16 protein-coding genes are annotated in these 21421 nt (G+C 51.1%); 3 read left to right on the top strand and 13 right to left on the bottom strand.

Translation table 11 applies throughout. The annotated features are described in order from the left end of the window. Positions 1 to 14 precede the first annotated feature (14 nt). The 11 genes from cysK to EDD73_RS05400 all read right to left on the bottom strand — a co-directional run bounded on the left by cysK (position 15) and on the right by EDD73_RS05400 (position 12005). Positions 15 to 941, bottom strand: coding sequence for a cysteine synthase A (gene cysK, locus EDD73_RS05450; protein WP_131918757.1), 927 nt, complete (start codon positions 939 to 941; stop codon positions 15 to 17). An 89-nt stretch (positions 942 to 1030) separates the two neighbouring features. Continuing rightward, positions 1031 to 1906 carry a nitrogenase iron protein gene (gene nifH / locus EDD73_RS05445; RefSeq protein WP_131918756.1) on the bottom strand — a complete coding sequence of 292 codons (876 nt, stop codon included), beginning with the start codon at positions 1904 to 1906 and terminating at the stop codon, positions 1031 to 1033. Positions 1907 to 2159: 253 nt separating this feature from the next. Beyond that, the gene (locus EDD73_RS05440) at positions 2160 to 3479 is read right to left on the bottom strand and encodes a nitrogenase component 1 (protein WP_131918755.1); all 1320 of its coding nucleotides are present in this window, start codon (positions 3477 to 3479) and stop codon (positions 2160 to 2162) included. Continuing rightward, a complete protein-coding gene (locus EDD73_RS05435) occupies positions 3463 to 4944 on the bottom strand; it encodes a nitrogenase component 1 (RefSeq protein ID WP_131918754.1) in 1482 nt (493 codons plus the stop codon). Before EDD73_RS05435 ends, EDD73_RS05440 begins: the two co-directional genes overlap by 17 nt. A 9-nt stretch (positions 4945 to 4953) precedes the next feature. Then, positions 4954 to 6264: an O-acetylhomoserine aminocarboxypropyltransferase/cysteine synthase family protein gene (locus EDD73_RS05430; RefSeq protein WP_131918753.1), complete on the bottom strand. Its 1311-nt coding sequence runs from the start codon at positions 6262 to 6264 to the stop codon at positions 4954 to 4956. 22 nt (positions 6265 to 6286) lie between these two features. Then, entirely contained in the window at positions 6287 to 7489 is a 1203-nt protein-coding gene (locus EDD73_RS05425; RefSeq protein ID WP_131918752.1) for an ABC transporter permease, read from the bottom strand. Next, a complete protein-coding gene (locus tag EDD73_RS05420; protein ID WP_131918751.1) occupies positions 7486 to 8181 on the bottom strand; it encodes an ABC transporter ATP-binding protein in 696 nt (231 codons plus the stop codon). The genes EDD73_RS05425 and EDD73_RS05420 overlap by 4 nt, the downstream gene beginning before the upstream one ends. A 172-nt stretch (positions 8182 to 8353) precedes the next feature. Further along, entirely contained in the window at positions 8354 to 9361 is a 1008-nt protein-coding gene (locus tag EDD73_RS05415; RefSeq protein ID WP_131918750.1) for an ABC transporter substrate-binding protein, read from the bottom strand. A 132-nt stretch (positions 9362 to 9493) separates the two neighbouring features. Next, a complete protein-coding gene (locus EDD73_RS05410; RefSeq protein ID WP_207668821.1) occupies positions 9494 to 10498 on the bottom strand; it encodes an ABC transporter permease in 1005 nt (334 codons plus the stop codon). Between the two features lie 32 nt (positions 10499 to 10530). Next, positions 10531 to 11355 carry an ABC transporter ATP-binding protein gene (locus tag EDD73_RS05405; RefSeq protein ID WP_131918748.1) on the bottom strand — a complete coding sequence of 275 codons (825 nt, stop codon included), beginning with the start codon at positions 11353 to 11355 and terminating at the stop codon, positions 10531 to 10533. Between the two features lie 164 nt (positions 11356 to 11519). Next, a complete protein-coding gene (locus tag EDD73_RS05400) occupies positions 11520 to 12005 on the bottom strand; it encodes a NifB/NifX family molybdenum-iron cluster-binding protein (RefSeq protein ID WP_131918747.1) in 486 nt (161 codons plus the stop codon). Positions 12006 to 12325: 320 nt separating this feature from the next. On the opposite strand from EDD73_RS05400, the gene EDD73_RS15075 reads away from it, so the two are divergent. Beyond that, a complete protein-coding gene (locus tag EDD73_RS15075; RefSeq protein ID WP_207668820.1) occupies positions 12326 to 12706 on the top strand; it encodes a YezD family protein in 381 nt (126 codons plus the stop codon). A gap of 8 nt (positions 12707 to 12714) precedes the next feature. On the opposite strand, the gene EDD73_RS05385 is transcribed toward EDD73_RS15075, so the two are convergent. Both EDD73_RS05385 and EDD73_RS05380 read right to left on the bottom strand, forming a co-directional pair. Next, positions 12715 to 17067 (bottom strand): choice-of-anchor I family protein, encoded by a 4353-nt coding sequence (locus tag EDD73_RS05385; RefSeq protein ID WP_165876342.1) that lies wholly within the window; start codon positions 17065 to 17067, stop codon positions 12715 to 12717. A 44-nt stretch (positions 17068 to 17111) separates the two neighbouring features. Beyond that, on the bottom strand, positions 17112 to 18770 hold the full coding sequence (locus EDD73_RS05380; protein WP_131918745.1) for an alkaline phosphatase: 1659 nt from the start codon (positions 18768 to 18770) through the stop codon (positions 17112 to 17114). Between the two features lie 251 nt (positions 18771 to 19021). On the opposite strand from EDD73_RS05380, the gene EDD73_RS05375 reads away from it, so the two are divergent. Next, complete coding sequence (locus tag EDD73_RS05375; protein ID WP_131918744.1) at positions 19022 to 19438, top strand: RrF2 family transcriptional regulator; 417 nt, start codon at positions 19022 to 19024, stop codon at positions 19436 to 19438. A 76-nt stretch (positions 19439 to 19514) separates the two neighbouring features. Beyond that, a complete protein-coding gene (cooS, locus tag EDD73_RS05370; protein WP_131918743.1) occupies positions 19515 to 21383 on the top strand; it encodes an anaerobic carbon-monoxide dehydrogenase catalytic subunit in 1869 nt (622 codons plus the stop codon). Positions 21384 to 21421: the final 38 nt, after the last annotated feature.

Raw genomic sequence — 21421 nt, 5'->3', positions numbered from 1 at the left:
TGTTAAAAAGAATCTTAATCGTTATACAGGCCGGCACTTAAGTACCGCTCTCCCGTATCCGGCAATATGACCACGATCCGCTTACCGGCGTTTTCCGGGCGTTTGGCGATTTGTAGGGCCGCAAACGCTGCTGCACCGGATGATATCCCCACTAAAACTCCTTCTTGACGGGCAAGTTGACGACTGGTTTCGAAGGCCTCTTCATTTTTCACTTTGAAGATTTCATCCACGATGGCTACGTTCAATACTTTAGGTACAAAGCCGGCGCCGATCCCCTGGATTTTATGGGCACCCGGTTTCCCGCCCGACAGCACCGGTGAATCATAGGGTTCAACCGCAACGATTTTAATGTTGGGATTCTGTTGTTTCAGCACTTCTCCTACACCGGTAATCGTTCCGCCGGTCCCCACACCGCCAACGACGATGTCCACCTTGCCGTCCGTGTCATTCCAGATCTCTTCCGCCGTCGTGGCCCGGTGAATTTCCGGGTTGGCCGGGTTATTAAATTGCTGAGGTATAAAGGAATTGGGAATCTCCGCCGCCAGCTCCTCAGCCCGACGGATGGCACCTTTCATCCCTTCGGAACCGGGCGTAAGGACCAGTTCTGCTCCATAGGCCTGCAACAAGGTCCGGCGTTCCAGGCTCATCGTTTCCGGCATGGTCAGAATCAACCGGTATCCCCGGGCGGCCGCCACAAGGGCTAATGCGATACCGGTATTGCCGCTGGTCGGCTCAATGATCACCGTATCTTTGTTGATCAAGCCTTTTTCTTCCGCCACTTTGATCATGGCATAGCCAATGCGGTCTTTCACACTTCCACCGGGATTAAAATACTCCAGCTTGACGACCACCTCGGCTGCAGCATCCTTCGTAACGCGGTGGAGCCGTACCAGTGGCGTTTTTCCAATCAAATCGGTTAAACTGTCGACAATTTTACCCATTGTTTGTACCCTCCTAATTTCTTTTGGGGACGGAATATGTTCAACGTTGCTCTCGCTACTTTGTGACCCTATTCAATCGCACGAATGCATTAAATCGCTGCCGCCTGACTGCGAACTTCGCCGGTCTCCATGGCCAACAGCTCGTCAGCCCACTTGGCAGCCCACTCCCGCAGATCTTGAATCTCCAAGGGAGCCGGTGTTTTGGATTCGGTATGGTTGGCAATTTTTTCAGCCAAACGGCGATACACACTGGCTTGCTCGGACTCGGGAAATGCTTCGATCGTCGTTTTCCCTTGCAGTTCCGCTTGGGTAACGGTGACCGACCGGGGCACATATTCGACGACCTGGGTTTGGGTCTGCTTGACGAAATCATCGATGATCGCCTTGGCGTAGGGAGCATTGATCGAGTTGGCAATCACACCGCCAAGTAAAGCACCGCCCGACTTGGAGTATTTTTGAATCCCCTTAAAGAGGTTGTTGGCAGCGTATACGGCCATGAAGTCCGCTGAGGATACGGTAAAGACGTGCTCGGCAATTCCTTCCCGAACCGGTACGGCAAAACCACCGCAAACGACGTCACCCAAGACATCATAGATCACATAGTCCAGATCCAGTTCTTCGAAAGCGCGTTGCTGTTTCAGCAGTTGTACCGCGGTGATAATCCCCCGTCCGGCGCAACCTACGCCAGGCGCCGGGCCACCGGCTTCGACGCAATAGATACCGGAAAAGCCTTCAAAGACGACTTCATTGAGTTTTACATTGTTCTTTTCCCGCAAGGTATCGAGAATAGTCGGAATATATTTACCGCCACGCAACGTGTTGGTGGAATCGCTTTTCGGGTCGCAGCCAACTTGCATCACCTTAAATCCGGCGTCAACCAGCGCCGCGCTGATATTAGACGTTGTGGTCGACTTACCGATGCCGCCCTTTCCATAGATAGCGATTTGTTTAATCTTTTTAGCCATATTGATGATCCCTTCCTCGTTCTTATTTGCTGGCCCGTAACCTTACGTCCGGGCCACCCCCAGTCAAAATGCCCTTTTTCTCCAAAGCTGTAGAGAACACAAAAGGCCGGGAAATCCACGCAACAAGCATGCATTTCCCGGCCTCCAGTTTTTCCAGTGGGCCAAATTTTTTAATTAATGGGGTTTGTATGCATCATACTACAGCGATACTTCGCAGTCAATATGAATTATCATATTTATTTTATCGGACTACTCATCTATAGGTATCCAGAACGCGGTCATAGATATCTTCGATGGCCCGTAACCCACCGTGATATCCCGCATAGCCGCAGTTTAAAACCAGCCGGTAGGTGATCGGGACGCTGATCGGCAATAAGTCTGCGTGAATCTCCCGTGCCAGATCGCGCTCCCAGCCGCTGCCCAGGATCAGGGAACGATGTTTATGTTCTTCCCCTCGGATTTCCGCCTGAATCTCGCCACCATCGACTGAAAAGACGACCTCTGCTGAGCGCAGTTCCGAAACATGGCGAAAGTGATCACGAATGGCTTCTTGATAGATCGCGGGCGTATCATCGATAATATATTGTTTCGCCGGCAAAATCCCTAGTTCATTTACGAGGTACTTGGCAAAGCCAACGGCATAGGTCGCATCCAAAATCGTATAAAAACGGCGCGGCAACCCGTAGCGAAACTCCAACATAAAGTCCGCCGTACGCTCAATATGGGAATAAAACTTCTCTTCCTCCTTGCGGATAAAGGCTTCCGTTTTTACCGGATCAAGGCCTCCAAATTCGGATACACCCCGTAAAAATTTTGAAGTCTCATTCCCACCGATGGGCAGATAGGGAAAATGATAATAAGGTGTCCCATATTTCGCTTCCAACCGCTTGACAATCTCCAGACCGGGCCAAGCCGATACCAGAATATTGAACTGCGCCTGCGGGATGGTTAGCCATTCGCCGATACCGGCTGATTCCGTTCCAAAAAGAATGTTAACTTGTAACCCGATTCCCTCCAAGATCCGTTTCAACTCGGCAAGATTGCCGTTCCAATAAGGATCCTGATAAGGAATCGTGGCAAACACGTTGACCAGCCCCGGCGTTAGGGTTGCTTTTTCATCTTTGAATTTATCTACATATTGCTCGATAATCGCTTGCACAACCACATCATGGCTGACGTAATTGTTGCTTTTGAAGCCCCCTGTTTCGGCATAGACAATCGGTTTATCGTCATCTTGAAAATCCCGGGTGACCCGTCCCGTATCATCGCCCACGATATCAGAGGTGCAACCGGTAAGAACAACATAGAGGTCCGCGTCGATCACCTTAAAGGCGCCGTCGATCACACCGCGCAGCCGTTCTTCTCCCCCAAAAACAATCTCGGATCCACTGGCATTGGTGCACGGAATGGTGCTGCCGCCGGCATACCCTTCCCCCTGGCCGATCAGTGCGCAGATTTTACCGCTGCATCCCGGCCCGGCATGAACAATCGGTACGGCTCTGGGGATCGCAACAACCGATTGCTGGGCTCCCAAGGCGCAGGAGAACCTGGGCTGCTCAATAATTTTCGACATGGACCGATCCCCCTAAAAAGGTATATGGATTTTGCTCCAGCCACCACTTGGTATAGGGCATGGTGCTGTGTTTGGCAAGATTGGTAACAAATTCTTTGTTATCGAGCGTTTCAATGATCCGTTCGGCATAATTCAGCAATCCTTGATACCCAAATCCCAAATGTTCATCACCGATGAGCAAGGTTGGTATCCCGAGTTTGGCACCCCAGAGCGTCATGCCGCCGTGACGGGCAATCATTAAGTCCGGACGGACACGATGAAGTATGTTCACCAATTCATAGGACTGTTTGTTACAAACGTTGTAGTTGGGGATATCACCATAGGTTTTTACCGTATGCTCCAACATATCGCTACGCTGATCACCGTTGTCATAGAGCGGATCATGGTGAAAAATGGCTGCCCCCTGCACTTCCATCCCCAGTTCCCGCAGCAAGGCAAGCAGCGCATGCCCATGGGCCGGTCCGGCTGTGACATAGCAGGTCTTGCCCTTTAATTGCTGGCGATATTCCTCCAGCTTGGGCAATATCCTGGCCTTTTCGTCGCCAATGATGGCTTCCACTTCGGCTTCTTTCCCCAGCACCTTACCCAGTTCCCGCAGCCACGCATCGGTACCAGCGATGCCATAGGCCAAGGGCGCTTTGATCTCCGGAACACCATAGACTTGCTCCAAAGCGGCACCTAAATAGCTGCCCAGCGTCGAACAGATCTGAATGGTCGCTGCCGCTTCCGAAATGCGTTCCAACTGCTTGATCGTTGAAAAAGGCACAATATACTCCGGCTCATAGCCCAATTTGCCAAGTAATTCGGTGAAGATGTCGCTGCCCCAGAAGTTGATAATGTTGATTTTATTCGTCTTTTGCTGCGGCGGTTTGACAATCTTACGAATGATCGAATGATAGGCCGAGTCAAATCCGGTCGTCCATACTTTGGATTTGAAGCCTTCACAAAAACAAGCCACCACCGGGATGCCCAGTTCGATGGACATCTTATCGGTAACACCCTCCACGTCATCGCCGATAATGCCCGATGCGCATGAGGTGGTCACAAAAATTGCGTTGGGCTTAACGCGGTCATAGGCTTGGCGAATGGTATCTTCCAGTTTCTGCGTAGCCCCGAAAATGGTGTCATTTTCTTCGATATTCGTATTGAAGTATCGGCCGATCACCGGTGGAAGATTGCGCTCCATCTGGCCAACACGATAGACAAAGTTAAAGGAAAAAAAGTCACCGGCACAGCCGACCGGTGCATGGTTGACCATGGCGGCATCTTGAATCATGGAAAGCTGGCAAAAGGCGTTGCCGGAGCTGCAACCCATGCACTGGCTGAACGAACGGGTGCTTTCGTGCAATTTCCCTTCCCGGCCGCACTGGATCAATTGTGCGGCCGTACCTTCAAATCCCGTAATGGAACCAATACGGATTTCCCGGATCGTCGCTTCCGGCGCTTGAATATTGATTTTACCCACAGTGCCCTCCTAATTGTTGAATGCTTTCTTAAAGGCTTGATCCAGATCAGCGATCAGATCATTGGCATCTTCCAGCCCAATCGAAAGCCGGATCAGATCGGGCGTAATTTCGGCGAAAAGTTGCTCCTGCGGTGTCAATTCACCATGAGTATTTTTCGGTGAATTGATGATCAGCGATCGAGCATCGCCCACGTTGGCATGATAACTAAAAATGGTAACGGCATTGATAAACTTGCGGATTTCTTCTTGACTGCCCTTAAATCCAAAGCTAAAGATCGAACCGGTTCCTTTGGGAAAGTATTTGGCTGCCAAGTCTTGATAAGGGCTGTCTTTGGCCTCCGGATGACTGACCCAACTGACCTTTTCATGATTCTCGAGATATTCGACGATTTTCTTGGTTGTGGCAATTTTCTTGGTAATCCGTTCCGACAGTGTCTCAATGCCTTGTAAGAGCAAAAAGGCATCAAAGGGACTTAAGGCGGCCCCCAAATAGTTCAGATAGTTAAAGCGAATCCGACTGGTAAATGGGATTTGCGGAAAAACGTCCAGGATATTGCGCGGTTGTCCGGTTTTTTGGTTTCGCAGAATATACTGGGTCGCCTCAAATTGCGAGAATTTACCGTTGGCCCAATTAAATTTGCCGTTTTCTACGATCAATCCGCCAAGCGTTGTTCCATGTCCGCCAAGCAGCTTGGTAGCAGAATAGATGATAATATCCGCACCGTGATCAAAAGCGTTGAGCAAGTACGGTGTCCCGAACGTATTGTCAACAATCAAGGGAATATCATGGTCATGAGCAATCTTGGCAATCTTTTCGATATCGACAATCGCCGCCTTCGGATTACTGATCGATTCAATAAAGATCCCTTTGGTATCAGGCCGGAGGGCTTGCAAAAAGGCTTCCGGATCATCGGAGTTTTCGACAAAATCAAATTCCACGCCCAGGCTGGGAAAGAGCCTTTTGAAACTGTCAAAAGCACCGCCGTAAATTCTCGGCGTCGTGAGGATGCGTCCTCCATTGGCGGTCAAGTTAAACATGGTGTAGGAAATCGCTGCCATGCCGGACGCAAGCGCAATGGCCCCGGTCCCCTTGTCCAAACTGGCGATTCGCTGTTCCAAGACAGACACCGTGGGGTTACCGATTCGCGTATAGATCGCTCCCGCTTCTTCCAAACCCAACAGGCGTTCCGCTCGTTCCGCACTGCCCAGATCGTACGAGGCGGTCTGATAAATGGGCACGGCAACAGCATAATTATGGTCGTGCGAATTGTATCCTGCCCGGACCTTCAAGGTATCAAAGCCCTGCACAGCTTGCGTCATCTCTCATCCTTCTTTCCTGTCATTAATCAATATCGCTTTTGGCCATAGCCAGCGACGGCTCAATGCGGCCCACTCCACTGGCGGCCACTCCGGCGGCCAGCACACCGACCGCAGCAAAAGCGGCCAGCGCAACCAAAGCACCAACAAGGATGACCGTTAGCGATGGCGTTAAAAAGGGAAGCGCTTGGTACGATTGAATGAGCGATAACGCTTGACCATAGATAAGTGCGCCAAGGCCGATGCCGATAACGGCACCGCCTACCGAAAGGGTTAACGACTCCAGCAAGACCAGGCCTTGCAGGTATCGCCGGGAAGCCCCCAACGCCCGGTAGAGACCCCATTCTCCTTTTCGTTCCCAGGTAACACTGGCAAAGCGGGCAATCAATTGAATGATACTGGCCACTAATGCCATAACCCCGGCACCGGTCAAGAGAATAAAGATCAACTGCATCTGTTTTTTCACATTCAAAAAGACTTCATTCGTCTGAACCACACGCAGGGAACCGGTATTCCGGATCGCTTCGGCGACCACTTTGACCTGGCGGGGATCATCGACTTCCACAAGCAACTCCGACAACAAATTCTCCGGATCGCCCATCTTCTGCCAATAAGGCTGCATTTCTTTATTACCGCGAGCCAGTTGCTTGGCCACATCCATCGGCATCAAAATTGATTGATCCAGTCCGGTACCGGTCGGTGCCAATACATCGGCAATCTGGAATATTTCTTGGAGCAACGAAATCCGGCTGCCTTTATTGCCACCGATCACTTGGGCACCTACAAGGATCTGATCGGGCATCAGTTCTTTGCCGCGCAATTCCGGTACTAAGGCAGCGGTGATTCCATCGATTTTCGGTTCAATCCCAATTAAACGCACTTCTTCTTCAAAAGAACAGCACGATTCATTCAACGTTTGCGTAAAAAAACGACCTTCTACCTTGCGCACACCGGGAATTTTTTGGACTTCGTCAGCCAATTTTTTGGGCATATACACATTTAACGGGGCTCCGGTAAATAACGCTTGCTTGGGATCAATCTCGACATTGGCCGGTAGCACCATCAAATCCGCACCGACACGACCGGAGCCGACGCGCATCCCTTCTTCCAGCCCTTGGTATAACAGGAACACTGTCATGAAGATCGCCACTCCGACAGCGGTTCCCAGTAGGGTGGCTATCGTTTGAACCGGACGTCGATACAAGCTCTGCCATACGATGTACATCATGTGAGCGGACCCCCAATCGCTTCCTCTTTTCGCTGTACCGATATAGGGGTCAATTTTCCTTGTTCAATCAAAAAACGTCGATCCAGTTTTTCCGCAAGCTGCCGATCGTGGGTAGCGACCATCAATGCCACCCCTTGATGTTGTAACGCCAGCAGCCGCTCCGTAACTTGGTGGGCCATGGCCGCGTCTAAGTCGTTCGTCGGTTCATCGGCAAAAATCAAGGGTGGCTCCAAGATGAGGGCTCTGGCCAAGGCAACACGCCGTTTTTGACCAAAACTAAGTTGATGGGGAAGATGATGGATGCGGCTTGCCAAGCCAAGCTGCTCTAAAATCTCGATGGACCGTTTTTGTTTTTCTTGTGCCTTCCCGGCTAAGCGGGCCGGCACCAACACATTCTCGCCCACCGTCAGCGATCCGATTAACTGGGAACTTTGAAAAACAAACCCGAAATGTTGATTGCGAAGGTTCGATAGCTCCCCATCGGACAGTCCTTGTGTCGTGCGATCATACAACCGGATTTCACCGCCACTTGGTTCCAACAATAAACCCAGCAAAGACAGCAAGGTCGTCTTACCGCTCCCCGATGGACCCAGAACGGCGATCGACTGTCCTGCTTCAATTCCCAACGATACCGCTGAAAGAATCGTATCGCGACCGTATTTTTTGGTGATCTCTAGCGCTTCGATAATCATTTGTTTTCACTTCCTGCATCAACGCTGGATGCCGTAGCAGTCGAGATGTCCCCAGGCGATCCCGCGATATGTACCATCCTTGCTCTCGTCGGTTGTTCATCTCGTTATTACGACTGACTTACGGAGTGATTTCCTGATACGCAAGGAATTCACAACGCCATCTGGCTTCGCGTTACTGTACGCCTTTTAACCGTACGAAAATCTGTTTGGCCAACACATCAGGATCTGTCGCCGGATCGAGGAACTGCACTTTCCGGGCTTCCACGGCTGTGGACTGCACCGCTTTTTCACCACCGTCAACGGATGGCACATAGTTGAACTGGCTTAAGATTTCGCCGTTCAATTCCGCCGTACCGCCAACGTATTTCTTCTCAACGAGCAATTGGCCGATTTCTTGAGGATGATCCTTGACATACAGCGCACCCTTCATGACCGCGCGGGTGATCGCCGCTGCCGTAGGCTCATCTTGTTTGATCAGTTTGCCGCTCACCAAAAGCAAGCAGCAGTATTCGTCTTTGTATGGCGGTGTTTTAGCCGTGTCGATAAGAACCGTAAATTTATCGGTCTTTTTCCTCCACATGGTGCCAAAAGGTTCACCTACGGCAATGGCGTCAATTTCGCCTTTGTCGTAGGCCGCTTCCAGTTCGGTTTTCGGGAAGACCCGCCACTGCACATCGTTTTTGTAGTCAACACCGTTATTGACAAGTTCACGGGCCAGTACCATCATGGGGCTTCCGCCCATGGCGTCCACACCCACCCGTTTGCCTTTAAAATCCTGGGCCGTTTTGATTGTTGAATTGGCCGGAACCAGGACATAGTTACAACCGGTATGAATCCCGGTGGTAAACTTGGCATCCAGCCCTTGCTCGAGCGGTTTAATCCAACTCATTACTAAGCCGTTCACGGCGTCCAGTTTGCCGGTGGCCAAACTGTTTTTGTTGTTGTCAAAATCGCCTTTGACCAACTCCGCATCCAATCCCTCTTCTTTAAGGAACCCCTTTTCCAAAGCCGTAAATACGGGCGCTTCACAAGTACCGCCGCTGTAGCCGATCTTTACTTTTTTCAATTCGCCCGGATTCGTTGCCGGCTTCGAATCGCCACCGCCGCAACCCGTCAGGACGACCGCCAAAAAGATACTGGCCAGACAAGCGGCCCCGAGTTTTTCCCATCGTTCTCGCATCTTCTCCACTCCTTTCTTTTTTCATAGTGTTTGTGCTGCTTCCATTGCGTGTGTCCGCTGCCAGCATGTTTGTGCCACCGCCATCGTGGTTGTGCCGCCGCCATCGTGATTGTACCGCCAGCAGCGTCTTTTCTACCATTTGACCAGACCTTTTTGCCAGACCAAAACACGATCCCTTACCTTAAAGAGCAAGGAAGTGGTACCAGAGAAGATAATCGCCATGACGAACAAAGCCGCCCAAACCTTAGCGTACTCTGCCCAGCCTTGCGCCCAGGAAACATACCAGCCCATACCGGCTTTTACCCCGAGCAGTTCCGCCACAACCAACGTGGCAAAGGACGAACCGAGTCCCATAAACGTCCCGACAAAAACGGACGGCAACGAAGCCGGTAAGGCTACCTTCAAGATCAAATAGCGCGTACTGGCGCCCAAGGTACGAGCCACTTCATAATAAGAGTTGCTCACATTGGAAATCCCTGACCAGGTCATAATCGTAATCGGAAACCAAGCGGCCAGGGCCACCAAAAAAATACTGGCCTGAAAACTGCTCGGAAAAACGACCATGGCAATCGGAATCCAGGCCGTAGCGGGAATCGGGCCGATAAAACGAAGAATCGGCGACAACCAGTAATTCACCGAAGAAAACCAACCCATGAGAATGCCCGTCGGAATTCCAAAAAGCAAACCGAGCAAGTACCCGCCAAACAGCAGTCCCAACGAATGGTATATGCTGACAAAGAGAACTTCCGCATCGGCGATCAACGCCGCGATCACAGCCCCTGGCGAGGGAAATTGGGGCAACGGCAGTAAGCCCAGTTTCAGCGTCACTACATCCCAAAGCATCAGGAAGCCAATGACACCGGCAATCAACGGTGCTTGATAGGTGAGCTTTTCATGAAAATCTTTCCGGTAGAAACTTGCACCAAAGGTTACCAGATAAAGTCCCATCAGAAAGGGAAACGATTCCGCCAGGTATCTTCGTTTCGTAAACATCTGCCCATCGGGCAGCAGCGTATGTTCTGCCCAGAACAGCGCAAGTAACAGTAACGGTAACAGTGAAGTTACGATATTTTTGATGGGAAAGGGTTTTTTCTGTACTTCCGAAATTCCGGTCGGTGCCGGTTGTGATAAGGCCATCGTGGTCATCCTCCCTTTTCAACCCTGCGATATTAAATTTGATAACTTTCTGCATGCTCCGGCGAAAAACCAAAGATTTTCAGAATATGGGAGCGTATTCTCCAGAAATCGGGATGGTTGCGGTTGCGGGGCCTGCCGATAGGCACATCAATGACCTCTTGGATTTTGCCGGGACGCGGCGTCATGATCACGATTTTATCGCTTAGATACACGGCTTCATCAATATCGTGGGTGACGAAAACGATCGTCGTTCCCCGGTCTTGCCAGATACGTAAAATCTCTTCCTGCATCTGCATGCGTGTAAAGGCATCTAATGCACCCAGGGGTTCATCCATCAGCAATACCTTGGGGTGATTCACCAGAGCTCGGGCTAGGGAAGCCCGCTGGGCCATCCCGCCGGATACTTGATGGGGATAGACCTTTTCAAAGCCTTCCAGGCCGACCAGTCGAATGTATTCCTGTACTTCATGACCTTTTTCTTTCAGTATCCCGCGCGCCTCCAGGCCAGTGGCGACGTTCTGTTCAATGGTCTTCCAGGGAAACAACGTGGGCTGTTGAAACACCAGGCCGCGCAAAAAATGCGGTCCATCGATAACTTCACCGTCCAAGGTGATCTCGCCGGACGTTACATGATCCAATCCGGCAATGTTGCGCAGCAACGTCGATTTGCCGCATCCGCTGGGCCCCAGCAAAGAATAGAATTTGCCAGGTTCAATTTCCAGGTTGACCTGATCGAGGGCAATCACATCGGGGCCCGCTTCCTGACGGAAGATCCGGTTCACATCCTTGACCACAATCCGTCCGGCTTCTTCTGCTGCCGGAGAAACTGCCCTTTGCTCCAACGTTGCAACACTCATACGCTCACGCTCCTGTTGATTTTTAAAGAAAAAAGAGGCCGAGGGGAAAAGCTTCTATTCAGAATGCTTCTCCGCTCAGCCTCCGATGAATCCGGTCAGCCTGACGCTTAAATCCGACTTTTTCAATTTACATATATGATTTTAGTTTGCCACTGGTGCTCCTGTCAAGAGGGCATCCGGTTTTTTAGATGATACTGGTGTAATTTATTGATAACGGTAGGTAAATGACGCGGCGATTCAAGCGCGTTAATCCCCTGTTGCTGCAAAAACCCATAGGGTCTTTGCCCGATTTTTTGCGTCAGCAGATAGATGCAATCACCAAGTAACGAAGCTACCGCATACAGATGGGGATCACCATGGCCATGCGTTTTTTCTGCCTGGCATCCGCTCGGGGATCCGCTCTGGTGTCCGCCCAGACAACCGCCCGAGTGCCCGTTCTGGGAGCCACCCTGCTGACCGCCCTGAACTTCACTCCGGCATCCTGATCCGCATGCGTGCGACAGGGGTTCTTCTGGCAACACCCGCAGCCCGATATTCTCCCAGGCCCCGCTTGCTTCATCTACCTCGAGAATATGAAAACTTTTTGCATGACCAAAATGCTGATCAATCGTAAGACCGTCGGAGGACGTTACAGCCACTTTATAGGACATCTTCACTCTTCCTTTCAAAAACAAAAAAACTGGGGGGTTGGAAACAGTGTATACGCTGCTTCACAAACCTCCAGTTTTCTGGTCAGTTCATTTGTTCTTTTCCAAGCATTTATTTTTTTAATTATATGCTTATTGGTTTAGTAGAGTATAAATTGGATTTGGCCGTTCGTCAATAGATTACTTCTGCCATGCAGGATTACAGACCGGCAAGCACGTCCATGGCTACTGGATAAGCAGTAATTTTTTTCTTGCCAACGGTTCAATCAATCGTATACAATACCGATATTGATTGTAGGGATTTGTGAGGGGGATGATAAATAATGACAGAATCGCAACGGTGCCACGAGTTATTAAATCAAGAGACTTGGAAACGAGTATTTGCCAAGATTCAACGGGTTCAGCATGGCACACTGACTTTAATCGTTCAAGATCGGCTTGTAATTCAAATGAATATTACGGAGAAAATTCGTCTCACCCATTCGACAACCCGTACCAGTGAGACGAAAATGCCTGTTGGGACGGATCGCACCGATCAAACGGAATTATCACGGTATCTTTATCAGCGTGTGGTGCGGGCCATTCAAGATGTCCATTATGGACAAGTAACGTTGGCCTTGCAAAACGGGCAGGTGGTACAGTTGGAACGTACCGAAAAGATGCGTGTACCCGTTTGGCAAGGCATGGACGGCGACGGGATTTAAAATCGTTACTACATAGATTTGTCGTTGACAATGAGAACAAGTTGCTTGAGCATTTTGGCCGCTTCGGCTCGCGATGCACCGCTTTGCGGTTCAAAGACATTGCCCGGCTTGCCTGCGATGATCTCCGCTTCTTGCAGGGCAGTCACTGCCTCCGTTGCCCAGGGGCTGATTTTGCTGCCGTCACTGAAGGTTTTAGCTGGAGCCGTAGCCGGTAGCCCTTGCTTAGCGAACTGGGCGAATTTATGGATCATCACGCTGAGCTGCTCCCGTGTGATCAGCGCATGAGGCTCGAACTTGTTATCCCCTACCCCTTGAGCAATGCCGTTCTGCACAGCCCAGGTAACGTAAGGCATAAACCAGTCGTCCACCTGCACATCCGCAAACGGTGTCTTCTTGTAATTGGCAACATCAACGGCAGCCAACCGTGCCAGCATGGCGGCAAATTGAGCTCTCGTAACACCGCTGTCCGGCGAGAATTGTCCATCTTCCAGACCAGTTAGAACTTGACGTGCTGCTAAGAAGGCAATGTCATCGTTCGCCCAATGGCCGGTTGTATCATTGAAGTTCACTTTGTTGTAGCCTACGGCATATAAGCTCAGGTGATTCGTCACAAAGGTAGCGTTGCCGCTTTCCTGATCGTAATGGGCCATCGGCACGATTTGGGGATTGCCGGATGGTCCCAGATAACAAACAACAATGGCATTTTGATCTTCGCCCGTTGCAGGCGTATAGGGTATGCGAGCGGTAAGCGTGCCCTTGCCAAAGTTGGCCAGGTTGCCTGTTGAGGAATGGACGGTGATCTCGAGCACCGGACGTACACCGACTAACGCTTGCGCCGGCTTGGACAGCGCACCGGTGTCCGCCTTGGCCAAGTTGATGGTAATGTCACTTCCTGTAGCCGCCATTGCTTCCAAAGCGGTTCGATCGAAGTCCAGCGTTCCTAAACCAAAGTTGATAGCTACGTGATTGACGCTGCCGTCAGTTAGTTTGCTGAAGATATCCTTGGGCAACGCAAGACTTATGCTGTCGGCTGCTGTCGGCAGGGCAATGTTAATTTGGGCAATTTTTTCTCCTTCCGAGCTTTGCAGGCCACTGACGAGCTTACTTATCTGCTCCGAAGATACCTGAGCCACAGCGTTGCCGTTGCTGTTTACATTCGCGGCAATTGTGGTTACACCGTTGCCGCTCGCTTCTGTCGTGCGGGCACGACTGGAGCCACCGGGGCTCTCGGGTTTGGCCTTGGCATCGGGGCTAATGAATTGATAGGCTGCCACCGTGCCGCTCACTTCATGGGCGGCTAAAAGTACGGGGTAATCGGTAGGGCTGTTTGCAGCCGGAATGAAACAAAGTCCTTCCGGTGATACATCACCACCGATGTCCTTGGAGAAGTCACGGGTGTTGATATAATCTACATATTTTACGTTGCTAAGGTCGGTAATGTCATAGACCATGACACCGCCGATTCTCTCCAAGCCGATAAAAGCGAATGTCTTATCACCAACTTGGCCGACTTTGACATCTTCCGGTTCCGGTCCTTTTTTGCCGCTTCGGTCATCTTTGGTTGTATTGTTGTTCGAGCAGTTGAAATAATCGGGATATCGTTGGGCGACGATCTTCTCAAACGCGCTGCCACTGTCAAAGACTTGGTTCATCGTTTCCGCATCCCAAACGGAGAAAGAGCGACCGCCGAAGAGGTAGTTTTTAGCTGGGTCCAGGCCGTCATGCTTGGCCGGATCGAGAACTGTGACTTTGACACCGCCGATTTTAACTTTTGTAGAATTGTCAAATTCGGACCATTCCCGGCTGTCGCCTTCGTTGGCTGTGACCAAATAGGTTTTGCCGCCGAGTTCAACGGCACTGATGCCGTCGGGCATGTAGAGCCCATAGAGTTTGTCTTGCGTGCTGATGTTGATGGCGCCGTCGTTGATCAGGTCTAATTCGTTACCAATTTGCGAGTGATCTTTTACTCCGAGTCCTTTGACCGAAAGAAACTGCTTATTCTTGAGATCGAGGGTAGCGATGGCGTTGGCTTCTTGCAGCGTTACATAGGCTGTTTGGCTGTCTCCGGCTACCGCAATATACTCGGGCTCTAAATCGACGGAAGGCTTGGCGTCTTTCTTGAGGATCACCTTGTTAGCGATCAGATCGTCGCGGGTGCTGTCGAAGGCATCAAAGTAGACATTGGTGCCGGTTGCCTTTTCGATACCGGCCCTTACGTCAATGATCGTTACGGAACCTTTGGGGTCTTCGGCGGTATAACCATTGCGGGGTTCCCCTTCGTTAGCGACGAGCAGGTAGTTATCGTCCGGTGTGAACGTGACCATGTCCGGTTGAACACCGGCATCGACGAATTTCACTACGTTGCCGTTATAATCCAGGAGGGCGACCTTGCCGTTTTTCAACGGATCGGCTTCTTGAATCGCAACGGCGATAAGGTCGTGCTTGGTATTCACGTCGACACTGGTCAAGTCGCCGTAGGCAAAATCCGGCGGCAATAGACTGCCGATGTCGATGCTTTGCTCGGCCGTTAAAACGGTGGGCGCCGTGGCATTGGCTTGTAGGGCCGCTAAGGAAGCTACATCCAACTTACGGGTAGCGCCGTTCACAACGTAAAATTTTTGATTTTCCGGATTGTACTTGACGATTTCAGTGACACCGCCGTTGGGATTGGGAGCACCGGTCGCTGTGTATGTACCGATCTTGGTGATGTTCATCTGTAGCGATTCCAAAGCGGACTGGGGCAGATAAAAGCGGCCGTTGATGTACAGGGCGACTTCGCCGTTGAGGTCTCGCGGTACCCCGTTGATCGTCGCTACACTTTGATTCGCTTTGATCACTAAGGTTTTGTCGTTTTCTATTAGGGTCAATGTGTAACCATTCTGGGTGTCGCCGGTGATCGATGCGCCGGCATGCTCGGTGACATCGACGAAAAGCTGCGCTGTTGTTCGCTCCAAATCAAGCCCCATCGCTTGAGCGACGTACTGCGCCACATCGGTGTTTTCGATCATCCCTTCTGGCGTCGTGATGCCTTCCGGTGCGAACACATAAAGCGGGACATCTTCGCCGGTATGGCCGCCGGTGGTGTAGCCGATAAAGGCACGCTGGTTCATGATTTTCACCAAGTTGGCCGTGCTGGGTGACGATTTAAAGGCATCGATTAACGCGTTAACCGTAGCGTTGTTCTTCGTGGCCCGGTCCTTAGAAGTAGCATCGGCCGGTGAATAGCCGGTTGGATTGATGCCGTACGCTTGCAGTACTTCGGCGGTGTTCGTTTTGTCCTTGTTGAGCAGCGCCATGGCACCTTCGGCCGTCTTGGTTGCATCTTTTAAGGGTTCCAGAATACTAAACGGTGCTGAGTCGTAGCCCGTTAAGTCGTAGTTGCCAATGGAGATGCCACTGTTGCCATGGTCGGTGACCGCTACCACGATGGTTTGTCCATCTTGTTTGGCAAACTCCACTGCCGCTTTGAAAGCTTCGTCAAAAGCTAGGGTGTCGGAAATCACACCTACCGTATCATTGGCATGGGCGGCCCAGTCGATCTTGCTGCCTTCGACCATCAGAAAAAATCCGTCCTTGTCGCGGCTAAGCACCTCGATCGCTTTGGTCGTCATTTCAGCTAATGACGGCTCTTCCGATTGGATGCGATCGAGGTGGTAGGAGAGGTTGTTGTCATTGCCATTGGCATTGTTAAAATTACCCCAGACTTTGGTCGATGGGGACTCGTCCATGTCATCTTTGGTTTTGACGATGGTGTATCCTTTAGCTTTGGCGGTAGCCAATATATCCAGCGTTTCTGCGGGAACTTTGGCAGCGCCGGAACCAAGGAGAACATCAATGTTTTGGTTGAGCATTTGTTCGGCGATAGTCGCGTAGTTCCCTCGCTTTTCTTCGTGGGCCGAAAAAGCAGCCGGTGTAGCATGCATGAATTCCGATGTGGCGACGAGACCGACCGCTTTGCCTTGCATTTGCGCGGCTTCCAGTATGGATGCCCGTGGGGACTTCTGGGCGTCAATGCCTAAGGCACCGTTGAGCGATTTACGACCGGTGGCATAGGCGGTTCCGGCGGGGGCAGAGTCCGTGATCGGACCACCATCCCAAGTCGTTGTCACTAAGGCCGATGCATACTCATCGAGAGTCAAATTTTGATCGCCATTGCTGTTGTCCGGTAACATGTATCTCGCCAGGGTTGTGGCTGATGTGCTCATACCGTCGGGGATCAGCATGATCACGTTCTTGGCTGTTTTTGGGGCTGCTTGCGCGGGGGGCACCGCACCGGTGCCGATGGAAAGTGCCGACAAGAGCGCCGCTACGGAGAGGGCTGTTGTTTTCTTAAAGGGGAATTTTTTGAAAGGGAATTTCATGATGATACCTCCTGCCATGTCTGTTGATCGGTTACCGCTGGCGTTTAATCCGGCTGCGATTTCAATAAATCAAGAGCCGATTGGGGTACATAGAAGCGATCATTCACCAAGACGGCAATTTGCCCATTCAGTGAAACCGGTTCGTCATTGATCATTGCTTCACTTTGGTTCGCTTTTATCTTTAACGTCATGTCGTTGTCAGTCAACGTCAACGTCCGGGCGCTGCTGTCGATCTGAGCACCGGGGTAGTTGGGGTGGTTGGTAACATCGACGAACAACTGGGTTGTGGCAGCGTCCAAATCGAGTCCTGAGGTTTGGGCGATAAATTGCGCCACCTCGGTATTGTCACGGAGTCCTTTGAGCGGCTTTTTACTGACATGGTCAGGGGCAAACACATAAACCGGCACATCTTCACCGGTATGACCACCGGTCGTGTAGCCGATAAAAGCGAGTTGGTTCATGATTTTCACTAAGTTAGCCGTGCTGGGCGACGACTTAAAGGCGTCGATTAACGCATTTACTTTCGCGTTGTTCTTCGCCGTCCGGTCTTTGGAATTCACATCTGCCGGTGTATAGCCAGTGGGTTGGATGCCATAGGCTTGCAGTACTTCGTTGGTATTAGTTTTGCTGCTGTTGAGCAACGCCATGGCACCTTCGGCCGTCTTGGTGGCGCCTTTTAAGGGTTCTAAAATGCTAAACGGTGCTGAGTCATAGCCCGTTAAGTCGTAGTTTCCGATGGAAATACCGCTGTTGCCGTGATCGGTGGCGGCAATGACCACGGTATTGCCGTCTCTTTGCGCAAATTCCAGGGCCGCTTCAAAAGCTTGATTGAAAGCCAGCGTATCGGAAATGATCCCGACTGTATCATTGGCATGGGCGGCCCAGTCGATCTTGCTGCCTTCGACCATCAGAAAGAAGCCATCTTCATCCCGGCTGAGCAGTTCGATTGCTTTGGACGTCATTTCGGCTAACGATGGCTCCTCCGCTGGGATGCGGTCGATGTCGTAGGAAAGATTGGTTTTCTCGCCAAAAGTGTTGGTGAAGTCGCCCCAGAGTTTGGTGGCCGATGCGCTTTCCATTTCTGCTTTGGTTTTGACGACTTTGTATCCTTTTGCTTCAGCCGTACCTAGGATATCGAAATCAGCAGCCGAGACTTTGGCGGATCCGGAACCTAATAGGACATCGATGTCTTGATGGAGCATTTGTTCGGCAACGGTCGCGTAGTTGGAGCGCTTTTCTTCATGGGCCGCGTAGGCTGCCGGTGTGGCATGCATAAATTCTGATGTAGCGACAAGGCCGACCGCTTTGTCTTGCAGTTGAGCGGCTTCCAGCAAAGAAGCGCGGGGAATTTTATTGGCATCAATGCCTAAGGCGCCGGCCAGGGACTTATGACCGGTAGCGTACGCTGTCCCGGCCGGTGCGGAATCGGTGATCGGGCCGCCGTCCCATCTTGTTTTGGCGAAACCCGTAAAATATTTGTCAATGGTCAGTTTTTCAGTGCCTTTTTCATTGTCCGCAAGCATATAACGGGCCAGTGTGGTTGCCGAGGCACTCATGCCATCAGGGACAAGCATAATGACATTTTTTGCTTTGTTAGGCTCGTAAGCAGCGCTTGCACTAGCCTGCTCAACAGGCAAGCCGACGGACAAGAGGGTAGCAGTTGCTGTCAATAACGCAATGGACCGCTTCGCTCTTTGGAACATGGCTAATTCCTCCTGAAATCTAGATTGTCACAGGGACTTCTTATGGACAAGCCGGCGACATACTAAATTATAGGAAATCGAAACCATGTTTTTCGTTAGCAGGGTGTTAAAGGATAGTTAATTTTCCTATAGCCAGACATACATAATTACCAAACATGCCGCCATCAAAAGATATTCTGCCTTGACAACGTCAGCATAATGGATATACTACAAAGTGCACCATTAAGGTATAGTTTGGTGAGGTTACTAGGATGAAGATAACACAGGAGTCCGATTATGCGCTGCGAGTGATCGCCTACCTATCTAAGGCAGAATATGGTGATATTATTGAAGCTCAGCGAATCGCCGAAACCCAGGCCATTCCGCTCCGTTTTTTGTTGAAGCTGCTCAGAAAGCTTCATCATGCCGACCTGCTCAAGTCCTACCGGGGAAGCCACGGCGGCTTTGCGCTGAATCGACTTCCTGGCGAGATCAGTCTCAAAGATGTAATTGAGGCGATCGAAGGCCCCATCTATGTAAATCCCTGCCTGGGTAATATTCAGTTCTGCAACCTTGTTACAGATAAAACAGAATGCCAAGTACATTTGGCACTTTCGCAAATTCAAGAGCGCTTTTTAAGAGACTTAGCACGGGTAACATTTGCTGATTTGATCAAATACGAATCATAGTTTTGTTGATTATCTTTTTACGCCCCTAAACTACACTTAAAAGGTATAGATTGATATCAAAAGGAGCATGTATGTAATGGGAATGTGTACATCCGCCGATAAAAAGCTGCTTAAATTTATGAAAGAAAAAGGCGATGAAACGTCTTTTCATCGGGTGCGGGGCCAAAAGAACAAGTGTCAATTCGGGCAACAAGGGATCTGTTGCAAATTATGTTCCAACGGACCCTGTAAGATCACGCCTTCGGCACCGCGCGGCATCTGTGGAGCAACAGCCGACACAATCGTGACACGGAATTTTCTGCGCGCCGTAGCTGCAGGATCGGCCTGTTATCTGCATGTGGCGGAAAACACGGCGAAAAACCTGAAACATCTTGGCGAGATCCGCGGCGACATCAAAGGCGCTGAAACCCTGCATGAACTGGCCGCGTCGTTCGGCATTGAAACGGCCGATCACCATGAAAAAGCCGTACAGGTAGCGCAAAAAATTCTTGCCGATCTCTATAAATCGAAAGATGAAAAAATGGAACTCGTCGAAAAGCTAGCCTATGCACCGCGGTATGAGCGGTGGAAAGAGTTAGGCATCCTCCCGGGCGGAGCGAAAGCGGAAGTGTTCGATGCCATTGTTAAAACATCGACGAACTTAAGCAGCGACCCGGTGGACATGCTGCTCAATGCGTTAAACCTGGGGATCTCGACGGGCCTCTTTGGTTTGACGATGACCAATCTGCTTAACGATATCATGCTGGGCGAACCGGTGATCCGGCAGGCTGCGGTGGGCTTTAAGGTGGTCGATGAAGCGTACATAAACATCATGGCCACCGGTCACCAGCATTCCATGTTCGCCTTATTACAAGAAAAGCTTGCCGCCCCTGATGTCATCGCTAAAGCCCAAGCGGTCGGTGCCCAAGGCTTCAAGCTCATCGGTTCCACCTGTGTCGGACAAGATATGCAGTTGCGGGGCGAACATTGCGCTAACGTCTTTGCCGGCCACACTGGCAATAACTTCACCAGTGAGGCGTTGATCACCACCGGTGCCATTGACATCATCCTGACAGAGTTTAATTGTTCCATGCCCGGCCTCGAACCGCTGGCCGAAAAGTATCAAGTTCCTCAATTCTGTCTCGACAGCGTCGCCAAAAAAGCCAATGCGCACTATACACCCTTTTCGATGAAAGACGCCGGGGAATTGGCTGATCGGATCGTCGACGAGGCGCTCAACAGCTACACCAGCCGACGAAGCACCGTGAAGATCCACATCCCCCGCGATCATGGCCACGATGATGTACTAACCGGTTTGAGCGAAAAATCCTTGAAAAAGTTTTTGGGCTACTCATGGAAACCGCTGATCGACCTGATCGCATCGGGGAAAATCAAAGGTATTGCCGCTGTTGTGGGCTGTTCGAACCTGACCACGATGGGCCACGATGTCTATACGGTCGAACTGACCAAAGAACTGATCAAGCGCGACATCCTGGTGCTATCGGCCGGTTGTTCCAGTGGCGGCTTAGAGAACGTCGGTTTGATGTCGCCTTCGGCCGCCGCTTTGGCTGGGGAAAACTTGCGCTCTGTTTGTGAAAGCCTCGGCATCCCGCCGGTGCTGAACTTCGGCCCTTGCTTGTCGATCGGCCGCTTAGAGATGATCGCCGCCGAATTGGCCGCATATCTGCAGATCGATATTCCCCAATTGCCGCTGGTTCTCTCGGCACCGCAGTGGCTGGAAGAGCAGGCCTTGGCTGACGGCGCTTTTGGACTTGCGCTGGGTCTCCCGCTCCACGTAGCCACGCCGCCTTTTGTCACGGGCAGTACACTGGCTACGCAAGTGTTGACGAGCGATCTGAAGGAATTGACTGGTGGGCAGTTAATCATTGAAGGTGATTTCGTTAAAGCGGCGGATATCCTGGAAGAGATTATCAGTGATCGTCGAAAGGGACTGGGGCTGGGGTGATAGTCCGGATGGTGTATGGAATTTCCAGCAATCGGCCT

The organism is Heliophilum fasciatum, from assembly GCF_004341395.1.
Lineage (GTDB): Bacteria > Bacillota > Desulfitobacteriia > Heliobacteriales > Heliobacteriaceae > Heliophilum > Heliophilum fasciatum.
This window is presented reverse-complemented; position numbering and strand designations above follow the sequence as displayed.